The 14148-nt window shown below is 69.2% G+C and carries 13 protein-coding genes; 2 read left to right on the forward strand and 11 right to left on the reverse strand.

From position 1 onward, the window contains the following. Window positions 1–435 precede the first annotated feature (435 nt). Window positions 436–930: a hypothetical protein gene (locus tag ASG17_RS03095; RefSeq protein ID WP_056099056.1), complete on the forward strand. Its 495-nt coding sequence runs from the start codon at window positions 436–438 to the stop codon at window positions 928–930. A 10-nt stretch (window positions 931–940) separates the two neighbouring features. Here ASG17_RS03095 and ASG17_RS03100 read toward each other — a convergent pair whose 3' ends face one another. After that, window positions 941–1120 carry a hypothetical protein gene (locus tag ASG17_RS03100; RefSeq protein WP_056099059.1) on the reverse strand — a complete coding sequence of 60 codons (180 nt, stop codon included), beginning with the start codon at window positions 1118–1120 and terminating at the stop codon, window positions 941–943. Between the two features lie 164 nt (window positions 1121–1284). Then, window positions 1285–1959 carry an OmpA family protein gene (locus ASG17_RS03105; protein WP_056099061.1) on the reverse strand — a complete coding sequence of 225 codons (675 nt, stop codon included), beginning with the start codon at window positions 1957–1959 and terminating at the stop codon, window positions 1285–1287. Window positions 1960–2172: 213 nt separating this feature from the next. Here ASG17_RS03105 and ASG17_RS03110 point away from each other — a divergent pair, with 213 nt between their 5' ends. Then, window positions 2173–3084 (forward strand): isopenicillin N synthase family oxygenase, encoded by a 912-nt coding sequence (locus ASG17_RS03110; RefSeq protein WP_156367808.1) that lies wholly within the window; start codon window positions 2173–2175, stop codon window positions 3082–3084. Between the two features lie 139 nt (window positions 3085–3223). Here the strand turns inward: ASG17_RS03110 and ASG17_RS03115 are convergent, their stop codons facing one another. The 9 genes from ASG17_RS03115 to ASG17_RS03155 all read right to left on the reverse strand — a co-directional run bounded on the left by ASG17_RS03115 (window position 3224) and on the right by ASG17_RS03155 (window position 14119). After that, window positions 3224–5122 (reverse strand): pilus assembly protein TadG-related protein, encoded by a 1899-nt coding sequence (locus tag ASG17_RS03115; protein ID WP_056099067.1) that lies wholly within the window; start codon window positions 5120–5122, stop codon window positions 3224–3226. Between the two features lie 127 nt (window positions 5123–5249). Beyond that, window positions 5250–7115, reverse strand: coding sequence for a M2 family metallopeptidase (locus ASG17_RS03120; RefSeq protein ID WP_056099070.1), 1866 nt, complete (start codon window positions 7113–7115; stop codon window positions 5250–5252). 47 nt (window positions 7116–7162) lie between these two features. Beyond that, window positions 7163–7984, reverse strand: a complete 822-nt coding sequence (locus tag ASG17_RS03125) for a hypothetical protein (RefSeq protein ID WP_056099073.1) — start codon at window positions 7982–7984, stop codon at window positions 7163–7165. Next, a complete protein-coding gene (gene mtgA, locus ASG17_RS03130; protein ID WP_056099075.1) occupies window positions 7981–8691 on the reverse strand; it encodes a monofunctional biosynthetic peptidoglycan transglycosylase in 711 nt (236 codons plus the stop codon). The genes ASG17_RS03125 and mtgA overlap by 4 nt, the downstream gene beginning before the upstream one ends. Before the next feature lie 45 nt (window positions 8692–8736). Then, window positions 8737–9708 carry a WD40 repeat domain-containing protein gene (locus ASG17_RS03135; RefSeq protein ID WP_056099077.1) on the reverse strand — a complete coding sequence of 324 codons (972 nt, stop codon included), beginning with the start codon at window positions 9706–9708 and terminating at the stop codon, window positions 8737–8739. 42 nt (window positions 9709–9750) lie between these two features. Beyond that, window positions 9751–10824: a GTP-binding protein gene (locus tag ASG17_RS03140; RefSeq protein ID WP_056103001.1), complete on the reverse strand. Its 1074-nt coding sequence runs from the start codon at window positions 10822–10824 to the stop codon at window positions 9751–9753. Between the two features lie 38 nt (window positions 10825–10862). After that, the gene (locus ASG17_RS03145) at window positions 10863–11828 is read right to left on the reverse strand and encodes a cation diffusion facilitator family transporter (protein WP_056099080.1); all 966 of its coding nucleotides are present in this window, start codon (window positions 11826–11828) and stop codon (window positions 10863–10865) included. 9 nt (window positions 11829–11837) lie between these two features. Next, window positions 11838–12509 carry a hypothetical protein gene (locus ASG17_RS03150; protein ID WP_056099082.1) on the reverse strand — a complete coding sequence of 224 codons (672 nt, stop codon included), beginning with the start codon at window positions 12507–12509 and terminating at the stop codon, window positions 11838–11840. Window positions 12510–12532: 23 nt separating this feature from the next. Then, window positions 12533–14119, reverse strand: a complete 1587-nt coding sequence (locus ASG17_RS03155; RefSeq protein ID WP_056099085.1) for a hypothetical protein — start codon at window positions 14117–14119, stop codon at window positions 12533–12535. Window positions 14120–14148 lie beyond the last annotated feature (29 nt).

Here is a 14148-nt window from a genome sequence, read left to right on the forward strand (position 1 = left end):
AAACCCAGCTGGCCCGTGCGACCGCCGACGGCGTGCGCGAGCCGCTGAACCGTCGCGCCACCATCGACATCAACTTCTGATCCAGCCCGGCCGGGACACCCCCGGCCGGACCTTGGAAGCGTCGATGACGCCACGATAACGATCGCCGCCGCTCCGAAAGGGGCGGCGGCTTTTGTTTGCGAGAAGGGGCGCGAAGGACGAGGCGGAAGACCTTGCTTCGTCATCCTCGGACTTGATCCGAGGATCAGGCGCTGATCGCGCTGAACGCCGGATGGCCTATTGCGCGGCGTTTCAGCCTGCCGCTATTGCGCACCGGACAACCTGACCCTCGGATCAAGTCAAGGATGACGGTGGGGCAGGGGACGCGCTCGCACTTGCTTCGCCCCTTACCCCCCTCCGACCGCTCCTGACGCACCGCGCCGCTATGCCGGTCGTATGGGCGACCCCTACCGCATCCGATCCGACGACACTTGGGCCCGGGCGCGCGCGGACTATCTCGCCGGCGTGACGGCCGAGGAGGTGTGCGGCCGCTATGATCTGGGGCTTCGCGCCCTGCGCGCCCGCGCCCAGCGCGAACAGTGGCGGCGTGTCGATGCGTCCGACCCGGAACCGCTAGACGACGATCTGGCGATGGGGTCCAAGGCGCCCGCCCTGGCCGATATGGCCGATATCTGCATGCGCCGCGTCGCTCGGGCCATCGACCGCAACCGTTCGGCCGAAGCGATGCGCTGGCTGCGCGTCCACGTCGCGCTGAGCGCCCAGGCCCGCGCTCGACCGGGCGACACGCCCGCGCCGGCGATGGACGAAATGCACGATGTGCACTCAAAAAAACCTTGCAAGCCGTCGCCGTCGCCCTCGGCGCCCATAAACCGCTCGCAGCGGCGCCGCGCGGCCGCCCGCGGCCGCGTCACCGGCGCTCAGCCGCCCTAACGGGCCCGGATCAGCCCGCGGTATGGATCAGAATGGCGTCCTGCGCGGCTTCGGCCGGCGCGGCCTGGATCTGGCGCGGCTGCAGCGCATGCCCCGCGCCGATGACCACCGAGGCGGTCAGCACGGCCGAGATCACCGCCACGGCGGCCAGCTTCACGCCGTGCAGCAGTTCTTCGCGTTCGGATCCCATGGTCGCCCCCCGGCGCAGTCCAACGTCTCGAGGACCGAGATTCCCCTAACCATATTCGGCCGGGCGAGCACAAGTCACGGAACGGTGTCGCCCGCGAAAAGGGCCATGAAAAAGGGGCGGCGCCGCAGCGCCGCCCCTCGTTCAGACGTCGTCGGGCTTTTGGATCAGCCCTGGAACGGACGGATCGTGATCTCGACGCGGCGGTTCTGCGCCTTGCCTTCCGGCGTGGCGTTGCTGGCCAGCGGCTGGCTTTCGCCGCGGCCTTCGACGTACAGGCGCGCGGCCAGCACGTTGCGGCTGACCAGATAGCTGGCCACCGACGAGGCGCGGCGGCGCGACAGGTCGAGGTTGTACTCGTCCGTGCCGTCGCTGTCGGCGTGGCCCAGGATGTCGACGGTCGACTGGTCGTACTGGTTCAGCACGGCCGCGACGTCATCCAGCACGGCGTAGAAGCCCGGCGTCACGTCCGCGCGGTTCGAGCCGAAGGTCACGTCCGACGGCATGCGCAGCACCAGGACGTCGCCCTGACGGGCCACGCCGACGCCGGTGCCGCTGAGCTCCTGCTCCAGCAGGCGCTGCTGGCGGTCCATGTAGTTGCCGACGGCCGCGCCGCCCAGGGCGCCGATGCCGGCCCCGATCAGCGCGTTCTTTCGGCCCTGCTCGGAGTTGGAGGTGTTGGTCAGATAGCCCAGCACCGCGCCGCCCAGGGCGCCGGCGATGGCGCCCGTCGCGGTGTTGTTGCGGCGCGGGCCCGAGGAGTAGGGGTCGGTGGTGGTGCAGGCGCTGGCGCCCAGCATGGCGGCGATCGAAACGCCGGCGATGAGGATTTTGCTGCGCATGGTGTCTTCCTTCTGATGGTTCGGCTCTGTGCGGCCAGAACGTCGCCACAGCTTCACGGTTCCAAGCTGTACCTTGGGTGAACGAACGCCTCCGCCCTGCCGCTTTCCCGCGTTAGGCGCTATGCATCCGCACGCCACAGACAGACGGACGCCTTCGTGACCGACACCCTCGCCCCCGCCGCCGCGACCGACCGCGCCATCCAGCCGGTCTCCATGACCCTGCACGACCGCGATTTTCAGGCGTTCAGCGACGCCCTGGGCCAGTCGTTCGAGCGCTACGGCTTCGCCGTCGTCACCGACCACGGACTGGACGCGGACCTGATCGGCGCCGCCATCGATGACGCCAAGGCCTTCTTCGCCCTGCCCGAGGATGTGAAGCGCCAATACCACCAGCCGGGCACGGGCGGCGCGCGCGGCCTGACCCCCTTCGGCGTCGAGGCGGCCAAGGACGCGGCGACCGTCGATCTGAAGGAGTTCTGGCACGTCGGCCGCGAACTGCCGGAGGGCCACCCCTATCGCCGCTACATGCGCGACAACGTCTGGCCGACGGAGATCGAGGGCTTCCGGCGTCACGTCTACGGCATGTTCGACGCCATGGACCTGCTGGGTCGCCGCATCCTGTCGGCCATCGCCCGTCACCTGGGCCTTGCGGACGACTGGTTCGACGACAAGGTCCAGCTGGGCAACAGCGTCCTGCGCCTGCTGCACTATCCGCCGGTGTCGGCCGATGCGCCGGGCGTCCGCGCCGGGGCGCACGAGGACATCAACGTCATCACGCTGCTGCTCGGCGCCGAGGAGGCCGGGTTGCAGTTGCTGGAGCGCAGCGGCGAATGGCTGGACGTCGCGCCGCCGCCGGGGGCGCTGGTGGTCAACATCGGCGACATGCTGCAGCGGCTGACCAACCACGTCCTGCCGTCGACCACCCACCGCGTCGTCAACCCGCCGCCCGAGCGCCGGGGCTTCGCCCGCTACTCGACGCCCTTCTTCCTGCACTTCAACCCGGACTTCCTGATCGAGACCCTGCCGTCCACGGTCGATGCGGACCACCCGGACCGCTACGCCGACCAGGCGATCACGGCCGAGGACTTCCTGCTGCAAAGGCTGCGGGAGATCCGCCTGCTGTGATCTTTTCCTCCCCATGCAGTGGGGAGGGGGACCGCTTGCGGTGGAGGGGCGCCTCACACACCGCGCCTGAACAGCCCCTCCGTCTCGGCCTGACGGCCGGTCCACCTCCCCATCCGCATCCGCGAATGGGGAGGAGAGACTACTTCGATATCCGCAACCGCGTGATGTCCCGCCCGATCGCCTTGAACGCGTCGGTCAGGTCCGCGCCGCTGGCGGGCAGGAAGGCGTAGTCGGCGCTGGTGGCGCAGCTGGACATCAGGTTCGCCGCGTCTCCGCCGGCCGCGACCGAGAAGCCCACCGTATAGATGATGATCCCCTGCGCCTTGATGGCGTTGCACAGCGCCAGGGTCTGCGCGAACGGATTGCCGTTGGTCGCCGCGCAGTTGATGTGGTCGGAGGCCGAACCGGAGCCCGTCGCGGCGTCCGACGCGATGACGCCGCTGCAGTATGGCGTGTTGAACTCGCCGTCCGTCATGAAGACCACGGCCTTCATGATGTCGTCGTCGTTCAGGGCGCCGGCGCTGGACGAGGGCCACATGGCGTTGAAGCTGGGCGATATCGAATACCAACCCCAGGCCATGCCGATCTGACCGGCGGTCGATCCGCCCACGGTCATCCCGTCGATCAGATTGTGCAGGCTGGACCGACTGGCGCTCAGCGGCGCGAAGGCGCTGTCCGAGCCGGGGCAGCTGTTGCTGTTCCGATCAGACGGATCGGCCGGATAGTTGAAGCCGACCTTCGCGCTGGACGTATAGGTCGAGGTGTAGGCGTTCGAGCCGGTCCGCTCGCTGACGCAGGTGGAGTTCTGCAGCCATTGCAGCGACCCGTTGGCGTTGGTGAACACTCGCCACTCACAGCCGTACTGGCCACACCAGCTGAGGCCGCCCGAGGTATAGGTTCGGGCCCCGACCGTATCGATCAGGTAGGAGTTGGTCCCGACATAGGTCGTCGTGAAGCCGTTGCCGTTCAACTGGGTCATGCCCCCGACTCCGCTGAAGTAGGCCGACCCGCCTGAGCTGAGCAGGCCATGGGCGTTGGCGGTCACCGTCGGCTTGCAGTCCGTCCGCGCGCACTTGGCGCCGTAAGCCGCCGCCCCCGCAAAGTCGCCCCAGTAGCGACTGTCGATGTTGCCGGTGTTGGCCGCGTTCTTCAGGGTGAAGGTCTTGCTCGACGGCACCGATGCCACCGTCAGAACGACGCCGTTCAGGCCGTCGAACCCGCCCTGGACATCCCAGAACGCCACCTTGTCGCCGACCGCCAGCCCGTGATTGGTCGCGGAAGTGAGCCGGACCGGATTGGCCTTGGTCCCGGCCGTGATCCTGAAGGTCGAGCCGGTGTACCAGGTGATGTTCGAGATGCTGGTGGACTGCGTCGCCGTCCCCCGCGCCGTGTTGGCGTAGCTGCCCAGATTCACCCCCATCGAATAGGGAATGACCGACATCTTGGAATAGTAGGGGGTCTGCAGGTCCTGCACGACCATGTCGACCAGGTCGTTGGCCGCGCTCTTCAGCGAGGTGATCCGGTTGCCCGACATGGAGCCGGTGATGTCCAGCACCAGGGCGACTTCCAGGTTCTTGGACGACCGGTTGACCTCCGAATGGGCCCCGACCGGCACCTTGTCGTCCATGAACTTGCCGTAGGGCGGCAGGAAGATGTTGGCGACGATGGTCTTCACATCGACCTTGGAGTTGGCCACCACGATCTGGTCGTCGTTCAGGTGGAAGGTCGTCTGATCTTCCCGCAACGTGATGTCGGGATAGGCCTGCAGATTGGCCTTCAGCGCCGTCAGACCCACCGTCGTCAGCTCGGCGTCGGTCGTATAGCTGGACCGCGCGGCGGCCAGGGCGGCGGCGTCCAGGGCGTCCTGCAGGTTCACCTGAACCGTGGCGGCCCGGTGCAGATCGACCCCGCCCAGCGTCATCATCACCAGGCCGGGCAGGGCCAGGGCGAAGATCATCGCCACATTGCCGCGCTGGGCGTCGCGCAGCCGCCGACTGAAGCGCGTCATGCGCCCGCCCAGCTCTGCGATCCCGTTCATGAGGCCCATCGTCCGCCCGCACCGATCCTGCTCGGACCGACGGGTCCGCACACTGGGGCGGGACGATGCACCCTGGCCGGTTAAGGGATGCCCTAACGGCCAGGGTTAAGCGGGTGTTACGCGGGCCTCAGGCGCTCTGGCTGGTCCAGCCGCAGTCGTGGCCGCGGTTCTGGCGGATCAGCCAGCGGTTCAGCGGCGCGAAATAGTCCGCCACCGCCGAGGCGTCGTTTCCGCGCTCGCCGGTGAAGGCCTGCATGGCTTCCGGCCACGGGCGCGACTGGCCCATCTCCAGCATGGCGTTGAAGCGCCGGCCGACCTCCTCGTTGCCGTAGATCGAGCAGCGGTGCAGCGGCCCGGTCCAGCCCGCCTGCTTGCAGGCCGCGCGCTGGAACTGGAACTGATAGATCCGCGCCAGGAAGTAGCGGGTGTAGGGCACGCCCGCCGGCACGTGATATTTGGCGCCCGGATCAAAGGCGTCGGCCGGACGCGGTCCCGGCGGGACCAGACCCTGGTACTTCAGCATGTCGGCCGTCCAGGCGGCGTTGTACTGATCCGGCGCCGTCTTCCCGGAGAAGACGTCCCAGCGCCAGCGGTCGACCATCAGGCCGAACGGCAGGAAGGCGATCTTGTCCAGCGCCATCTTCAGCAGGAAGGGAATGTCCTCCTCCTCGCCCGGCACGGTCTCCAGCAGGCCGATCTGGTTCAGATAGGTGGGCGTCAGGGCCGACAGCCCCACGAAGTCGCCGATCGCCTCGTGGAAGCCGTCATTGGCCCCGTTCCGGAACAGGAAGGGCTGCTGCGAATAGGCGCGCTGGTAGAAGTTGTGCCCCAGCTCGTGGTGGACGGTGAAGAAGTCGTCCGCATCCACGTTGGTGCACATCTTGATGCGGATGTCGTCCACGTTGTCCACGTCCCAGGCCGAGGCGTGGCAGACCACTTCGCGGTCGCGCGGGCGGGTGATCTGGCTGCGTTCCCAGAAGGTTTCGGGCAGGGGCGCCAGGCCCAGCGAGGTGTAGAAGCCCTCGCCCGTCTTCACCATGCGCGTGGCGTCGTAGCCGGCCGTCTCCAGCAGCTGCGTCAGATCATAGCTGGACTGGCCGCCCTGCGCCGGGGCGACGACATCATAGATGTTGCCCCACTCCTGCGACCACATATTGCCCAGCAGGTCGGCGCGGATCGGGCCGTGGTCCGGCTGGACCGCGTCGCCGTATTTGGCGTTCAGCCGCGCCCGCACGTAGCAGTGCAGGTTCTCGTAGAAGGGCTTCACCTGGGTCCACAGCCGGTCGGTCTCGGCGGCGAAGGCGTCCGGGCTCATGTCGTAGCCGGCCCGCCACAGGGCGCCTGTGTCCGCGAAGCCCAGGTCGCGCGAGCCCTCGTTGGCGATCTCGACCATGCGGGCGTAGTCGGTGCGCATGGTCGGCGAGACGGTGCGCCAGCCTTCGTACAGCGCCTTGGTCTCGTTCGGGTCGCGGCTGGACGCAATCAGCTGCTCGGCGTCGGTCAGGGTGATCGGACGGCCCTGGAAGTCGAACTTGCCGGTCGAATAGGTCGAATCCATCCGGGTGTTGATCTGGGCCAACTCGTCGGCGGCGCCCGCCCGGCTGGGGGCCGGCAAGACGATGCCCAGCTTCAGCAGGTTCAGCTTGCGCCGGACGTCCGCGGGGACCTCGACGTCGTTGAAGCGGGCGGCCTCGTTGGCCAGCTGGACCTGTAGCTCGGTGGCCTCGGCGTTGACCTTCGCCTCCAGCCACATGGTGTCATAGGTGATGTAGGTGGCGCGCACCCACTGGACCCGGGCGGCGTATTCGCTGACCTCGGCCAGCTTGGCCTCCGTTGCGGCGATGAAGGCGGCGGCGCCTTCGGCGGTGGCGGGGTATTCGGTGGTCGCTGCGGCCGGCGCGGCCTGGACGGCGGCCTGGCTGTTCGAGGTGGTGAAGCCGGCGGCGAAGGCCAGGCTGCAGACCGCGACGGCGGTCATGAGGGTGCGCTTCATGAAAGTCTCCCAAGGATGCGGCAGGAGAAGACGGGCGGCGCTTGAGGTCAAGCTGAGCCGTCAGAGACGCCGGCGCGCTTCAGCCGAGCCAGCAGGGCGACGGCCTGCCGATCCACCGCATCGATCTGGGCCAGGTGGATGACGGCCCAGCCCATCTGCGATTCCAGGGTCGCCCGCAACTGCGGCGAGGCGGCGACGTCCCGGATCAGCACCGCCTCGTCAACGGGTGCGAAGGCTGACAGGCCGTGCGCCTCCCCGACCTGACGCACGCCGATGATCTGGGGTCGCAGCGCGTTATTCTGAGTGGAGCCGAGCCCGTTCAGCTCCAGTCGATAGGCCTGAAGCTGGCGCACCAGGCCGGTGTCCTGGATCAGGTCCAGCCGTCCGGCGCTGGTCAGGGCATCGAAGGCGGTGGTCGAAGGTGTGGGATAGTATCCCGTGACCACGGCCGACCAGAGGGCGCGGCGATCCGCGTCGTCCGGCGGTGCGGTAACCGGCACGGGCGTGCCCGGGCCGAGCGACAGGTTGTCGATGCGCGGTCCGTTCAGCGTCGTCAGGCGGCGCCCTGTCGCCTTGTCCAGCACATAGCCGGCGGCTGCGATGCGGCGCAGAGCATTCGCCCGACCCTCGGCCAGCTCTTCGCGGTCCTGCTTCAAGTCCGAGACGATGTCGCGCAGGATGCCGGCCTCCTGCCGACGGTCCGCCAGCTCATTGTTCCAGTTGGTCGCCTGCAGGCCGATGAACACCCCCAGGACCACGACCAGGAACTCCACGGCGACGGCGGCCCAGTCCTGGCGGCGCAAGGCCACGGCGACCCGCGTCAGGACATGGCGCGGACGCCGAAGTTCGGGCTCGGGAGTCTCCGTCACGACCGCGATCCAACCACGCAGGCGTCCAGGCCCTGGTTGCGCACCGTGCCCATCGCCGCCTGCACCCGGCTGGCGCGGCGGCGGACATAGGGGCCGGGATCGGCCGCCTGATAGCGCCTGGGGCTGGGCAGGATGGCCGCCAGCCGCGCCGCCTCGGCCGCCGTCAGATCGGCCGCGCCCTTGCCGAACCAGTGGTGCGCCGCCGCCTCGGCGCCGTAGACGCCGGGCGCCCATTCGGCCACGTTCAGATAGACCTCCATGATCCGCCGCTTGCCCCAGACCGTCTCGATCATGACGGTGTAGCCGGCCTCCAGACCCTTGCGGATCCAGTCGCGGCCCGGCCACAGGAAGACGTTCTTGGCGGTCTGCTGGCTGATGGTCGAGCCGCCCTTGACCTTTCGCCCCTCGGCGTTGCTCTCCAGCGCCTTGCGGATCGCCTTCATGTCGAACCCGCGGTGCTCGCAGAACCGCGCGTCCTCCGAGGCGATGACCGCATCCACCAGCCGGGGCGAGATGTCGTCCAGCGAGCGCCAGCGATAATCCAGCCCCGATCCGCCCACCGCGCGCCCCACCATCAGCAGCGTCGTCAGCGGGGGCGCGACCGCATGGGACAACACCCCGCCGATGGGCAGCAGGGCGAAGACCACGAAAGCGATCAGGATCGGTCGCCCCCAGCCCCGCGTCTTCTTCGGCGTCCCGTCGGTCATCCCACCATCAATGGCCAAGCTCGCGGCCGTTTCAAGACTAGGTGACTAGAGCGCGACGTCCGCCACCCCGGCCTCGCCGTCCTCGTCGGCCCAGGCGACGCGTTTCGCATCGGGGCTCAGCGCCAGGGCGGTGATCGCCGCGCCCTTCTCGGCGCGGATGAAGTTCAGCCCCTGACCGGCCGGATCGGCCACCCAGACGCGGCCGTCCTCCAGCCCGGCCGCCAGCCGTCCGTGCGGGACGCTGGAGGCCACGCGCGCGACAATGGAGCTCTCGTCATAGCCGATCTCGGTCGCCTCGCGGCCCATCGGGCCGTTCGACCCGATGAAGGGCCACAACACGGCGCCCTGCGCCCCCGCCGTGGCCAGCAGCGATCCCTTCGACAGGAAGGCCAGCGACTTCACCTTGCTGGGATAGCCGCCCATGCGCAGATCCTTGGCGTCCTTCATCCGCCAGCCGTGCAACTGGTTGTCCTGCATGGCCGTGACCACGAAGGCGCCGTCCGGCGACCAGATCACTCCGATGTGCGACCCGGCCCACTTCAGGAAAGTCGGCTTCTGCTGGGCGATCCGCGCGAACCACAGGGCCGCCCCGCCATACGTCGCGGCGGCGATGCGCCGGCCCTTGGGATCGAAGGCTACGGCCGAGACGGTGCGCTCGTGCGCGAAGTCGCGTCGGAAGCCGGCGTCCGCCGCGTCGATCACGCTGACGGTCTTGCCGTGCGAGAAGGCGATCAGCTTGCTGTCGGCCGAAGCGTCCAGGCTGTCGACCCACTGGCCGTTGGCCGAGGTGGCCAGCACGCCCGCCGCCTCCTTGCGATGCCAGATCACCCGCCCGTCGTCGCCGCCGGTGATCACACCCTCGCCGGAAGGGTGGGGCGCCGCGCACAGGATCGCCCCGTCGTGCGCCTCGGACCACGATCCGTCCTCGAACCGCACCGAGCCGTCACCCAGCGCGAACGCGGCCCCGTCCCGCTCGAACACGGCGGCCGTCACCTGAGCGTCGAAAGTCTTTTGCATGGGCGCGGGTGTAGTGGCCGTTCGGGTGGCGTCAATCGCCGCCTAGGCCGCACAGGCCTCGAACCCGGCCTTCAGGGCGGCTTCGTCCAGGTCGCGGCCGATGAAGACCGCGCGGCTCCAGCGGCGTTCCGCCTCGCCCCAGGGGCGTTGCAGGTCGCCCTCCAGGATCATGTGCACGGCCTGGAAGACCAGGCGGCGGTCTTCGCCCTTCAGGTCGATGATGCCCTTGGCGCGCAGGATGTTCTGGCCCTGCTCGGCCAGCAGGCGGTCCAGCCAGGCGGTGAATTTGTCGCCGTTGATCGGTCGGTCCAGCGACAAAGCCACGCCCTTGATGTCGTCCTGGTGGGCGTGACCGCGCGGGCCGTGGTCGTGGTCGTGGTGATGATCGTGCCCATGATCGTGATCGTGGTGATCGTGGCCGCAGTCGTCGCCGTGCACATGGCCCTCGGCGCCGTGGGGCGGGTTCACCCAGTCGGGGCGGACCTCCAGGATGCGGTCCAGGTCGAAGGCGTGCACGCCCAGCACCTGATCCAGCGGCACGTTCGACCGCTCGGCCCGCACGATGGGGGCCAGGGGGTTCAGCGCACGCAGTCGCGCCTCGACCGCGTCCAGCTCCTCCGCCGACGCCAGATCGACCTTGTTCAGGATGATGCGGTCGGCGAAGGCGACCTGCTCGCGCGCCTCCTTGGAGTCGTCCAGCCGCGCCATCACGTGCTTGGCGTCGACCAGGGCCGTCACGCTGTCCAGCTGGGTCTTGGCCTTGACCTCCTCGTCGACGAAGAAGGTCTGCGCCACCGGGCCGGGGTCGGCCAGGCCGGTCGTCTCCACGATGATGGCGTCGAAGGCGGGCTTGCCCGGACGCTGGCGCTTCATCAGCCCGGCGACCACGCGGATCAGGTCGCCGCGCACCGTGCAGCAGACGCAGCCGTTGTTCATTTCGAACACGTCCTCGTCGGCGCCGACCACCAGGTCGTTGTCGATGCCGATCTCGCCGAACTCGTTGACGATGACGGCGTAGCGCTTGCCGTGGTCCTCGGTGAGGATGCGGTTCAGCAAGGTGGTCTTGCCGGCGCCGAGGTAGCCGGTGAGGACGGTGACGGGGATTTTGTCGGTCATGGCGACCATCTAGGAGGCCCGGGCGTCCGGCGGAAGGCTCAGCAGCCGGGGCAATCGTCCAGAGGCCGCGTTTCCAGCTGCAGGGTGGTGTGGCCGATGCCGAAGCGCCGGCGGATCAGGCCTTGCGCCTCGACCAGCAGGGCCTCGGTGTCGCTGCGGTCATGAACCAGGTGGGCGGTCAGGGCCGTCTCGGTGGTGGACAGGCCCCAGACGTGCAGGTCGTGGACCGCGCTGACGCCCGGCACGGTCATGAGCCCGTCCTGGATTTCGGCGACCTGCATTCCCGCAGGCGCCGCGTCGAGCGCCAGGTTCACCGAATCCTTCAGCAGCCCCCAGGTCCCGATCAGGATCACGCCCACGATGGCGACCGAAACCAGCGGGTCCAGGATGCTCCACCCCGTCAGCCAGATCACGCCGCCGGCGATGACCACGCCGATCGAGACCGCAGCGTCCGCCATCATGTGCAGATAGGCCCCGCGCGCATTCAGGTCGTGCTGGTTCTTCATGAACAGCAGGGCCGTTCCCAGATTGATGACGAAGCCCAGGCCGGCGACGGCCATGACGACGCCCGACTGGACCGGCGCCGGCTCGAACACCCTCTGGCCGGCCTCCAGGGCGATGGCCCCGCAGGCGAAGATCAGCAGCAGAGCGTTGCCCAGCGCCGCCAGCACCGTCGCCTTGCCGAAGCCATAAGTCCGCCGCCCGCCCGCCGCGCCGTGCGCACCGCGCCGCGCCAGCCAGGCCGCGCCGCCGGCCATGGCCAGCCCCAGCACGTCGGACAGATTGTGGCCGGCATCGGCCATTAGGGCGGTGGAGTGGCTGAGGAAACCGGCCCCGAACTCGGCCGCCACGAAGGCCAGATTGACGATCAATCCGACGCCGTAGCGCCAGTCGCCGGTGTCGGTCGGCCCGTGATGGTGGCCGTGGGCATGGCCGTGGCCATGTCCATGCGCCGCATGGGAATGGTCGTGCCCATGATCGTGGGCGTGCGCGTCTTGGGCCATGGGCGGACCCTAGTGCTGGTGAGCCAGCACGAGAAGACCCAGAACGATCAGGGCCCCGCCCAGCACCGCCCCTTCATAGCGCGCCCACCGCTCCAGCCGCAGGATCGATGCGCCCGCGCGCGCCAGCAGCGACAACAGCGTCATGCCCAGGATGGTCCCGGCCGCGAAAATCAGGGTCAGCAGGGCGAGGACCGTCAGGCCTTCCTGGGCCGCCGACAGATAGATGGGCAGCAGCACCTCGCCCGGCGATACGGCCAGCATGGCCACCAGACCCAGGAAGGCGGCCCTGTTCGACACCTGCGGCTCGGTCAGTTCCATGCCCGGCGCTCCGGCGGGGCCGCCGGCCGGCAGGGGCCGCCGCATGGTCGCCCGCGCCAGATAGAAGGCGCCGAAGCCCAGCAGCAGCAGGCCGGACAGGTAGGGCAGGACCCCGCCCAGCAGCGGGTCCAGCGCCAGGCCGGCCGCGACCAGCAGGCCGCCGACCACCGCCGTCGTCGCCACATGGGCCGCGCCCGCCGCCGCTACGGCAGCCAGCATCCGCCCGGCGCTCCACTTCTGCGCGCGCGAGACCAGGACGAACGGCAGCCAGTGGGTCGGCAGGGCGGCGTGCAGGAAGGCGGCCGCGAAACCCGCCGCGAGCAGCGAAGCCAGAACGGGACGTGCGAGATCGACATCGGCCATCGCCGCCCGAATAGCGTGTTACTCTATAACAGTCTAGCGGATTCCGCCTGGATGGCCAGCGCCGGGGCGTCGGCGATCGCCCAGACCTCGGGCGTCTCCAGCGGGCGGTCGCACACGGCCTCCAGGATGCGGCCGTCCCGCGTCGCGTACCGCACGGTCAGGCCCTGCGCGCAGCGGGCCTGGACGGCGTCGAACATGGCGCGGCCGGCGGTCTGTGGGTTCTGGCCTTCGACCGTGTCGATGATCGGCTCCCCGGAGAGGGCGCCGCACTCCGCGCCGTCCAGCTTCAGAGCGCCCGGATCGTCGAAGAAGCCGTAGGATGAGCGGCAGTTGCGTCCGCCGACGTGAAACAGGGCCGCGCCCATGAAGTCCTTGTCCTGCGGCTGGTTCTCGATCGTCACGCCCAGCTCGGCCAGCCGCGCCTTGATCGTCGCCCATCGCGTGGCGCCGGGGCCGTCCAGCAGCCCTGCGACGGCGCTGTCGGGTTGCAGCAGGGCGCGGAAGTCACTGACGCCATAGCCGTCGGGCGATGTGCGGGCTGCGGTCAGCATCGCGCGCCACAGGGTGAAGACGTCGCCGGTCCCCGCCTTGCGCGCCTCAAGGTCGGCCAGCCACTGGATCAGCACGCCGCAGTCATAGGGGCCATTGCCGGACCGAAGCCGCGCCGGGTCCATGTCCCGCGCGCCCAGCACGCGGCGGCAGCCGTTGACGCGGCGGATAAGATTCGTCCGGGCGGTCGCCTCGCTCATTCCGCCGGTCGAGACCGAGCCGACGACCGCGGCGTATTCCGCTCCGCCTTCGTGCAGCCAGGGCACCTGATCGCCCTCGCGCAGGCCGATCCCGTGTCCGTTCCAGAGATGGAAGGCCTCGTGCCAGACGAACGGGCCGACCAGGTCGATCTCCTCGCGCCAGGTGTCGCCATGGAAGCGGACGGAGATCAGGCCGGTGTCCGTCACATCGCCTCGGAATCCGTAGGGGCCCGGACTATCGATGCTGCCGACCAGGGTCGGACGGAACGACAGGTCGAGCCCCAGCCGATCGTGATAGAACTCGAGCGCGCCGAAGAAGGTCTGACGCAGCGTCTGGGCCAGTTCGGGCGGTACGTTCGAACCGATCGCCAGGCTGGCCGCCCCGTCCTGCGTCACGTCCGCTGCGGGCCCCACATAGCTGTAGCCGTCGATCTGGCCGCTCTGGGGCAGGCTGTCTTCGCCCGGCGCCGTTTCGACCGACAGGACCGTGCGCGTTCCCTGGATCATCAGGCCCGGACCGTAGATCACACGGCCGTCTCCGGCCGTGCTCAGGCCCATGTAGACCCGGTCCACCTCGGCCGCGTCCGGCCGGATCTGCAGATCGAAGCTGTCGAAAGGCGCGTCGCCGGCGACGGCGCCGTCCGTCAGGGTCAGGCCCGGCGTCGTGACGGTCCAGAGGTCGCGGATCGTGTCGCGGTTCGCGAAGACGGCGCGCCGCACCGGCGCCGGCAGGCGGTAGTGCACCGTCACCCCGGCCGCGTCCCGCCTCGCCACGGCTTGAGCGGTGGGGACGTCCTGCGCCGAAGCTGCGGACAGGCCGCCGAGCACCAGCAGGCAGCCGACCATCAGAGACTTCAGCATACGCGTCTCCATTATCGACAAGCCTCGGC

Origin of the sequence: Brevundimonas sp. Leaf363, from assembly GCF_001424025.1 — a bacterium.
Taxonomy (GTDB): domain Bacteria; phylum Pseudomonadota; class Alphaproteobacteria; order Caulobacterales; family Caulobacteraceae; genus Brevundimonas.

What these genes read in the sequence shown, in the direction of transcription:
- ASG17_RS03095 (WP_056099056.1), top strand. Translation starts at nt 436, where the DNA reads ATGGGCGACCCCTACCGCATCCGATCCGACGACACTTGGGCCCGGGCG.
- ASG17_RS03100 (WP_056099059.1), bottom strand. Translation starts at nt 1,120, where the DNA reads ATGGGATCCGAACGCGAAGAACTGCTGCACGGCGTGAAGCTGGCCGCC.
- ASG17_RS03105 (WP_056099061.1), bottom strand. Translation starts at nt 1,959, where the DNA reads ATGCGCAGCAAAATCCTCATCGCCGGCGTTTCGATCGCCGCCATGCTG.
- ASG17_RS03110 (WP_156367808.1), top strand. Translation starts at nt 2,173, where the DNA reads ATGACCCTGCACGACCGCGATTTTCAGGCGTTCAGCGACGCCCTGGGC.
- ASG17_RS03115 (WP_056099067.1), bottom strand. Translation starts at nt 5,122, where the DNA reads ATGAACGGGATCGCAGAGCTGGGCGGGCGCATGACGCGCTTCAGTCGG.
- ASG17_RS03120 (WP_056099070.1), bottom strand. Translation starts at nt 7,115, where the DNA reads ATGAAGCGCACCCTCATGACCGCCGTCGCGGTCTGCAGCCTGGCCTTC.
- mtgA (WP_056099075.1), bottom strand. Translation starts at nt 8,691, where the DNA reads ATGACCGACGGGACGCCGAAGAAGACGCGGGGCTGGGGGCGACCGATC.
- ASG17_RS03135 (WP_056099077.1), bottom strand. Translation starts at nt 9,708, where the DNA reads ATGCAAAAGACTTTCGACGCTCAGGTGACGGCCGCCGTGTTCGAGCGG.
- ASG17_RS03140 (WP_056103001.1), bottom strand. Translation starts at nt 10,824, where the DNA reads ATGACCGACAAAATCCCCGTCACCGTCCTCACCGGCTACCTCGGCGCC.
- ASG17_RS03145 (WP_056099080.1), bottom strand. Translation starts at nt 11,828, where the DNA reads ATGGCCCAAGACGCGCACGCCCACGATCATGGGCACGACCATTCCCAT.
- ASG17_RS03150 (WP_056099082.1), bottom strand. Translation starts at nt 12,509, where the DNA reads ATGGCCGATGTCGATCTCGCACGTCCCGTTCTGGCTTCGCTGCTCGCG.
- ASG17_RS03155 (WP_056099085.1), bottom strand. Translation starts at nt 14,119, where the DNA reads ATGCTGAAGTCTCTGATGGTCGGCTGCCTGCTGGTGCTCGGCGGCCTG.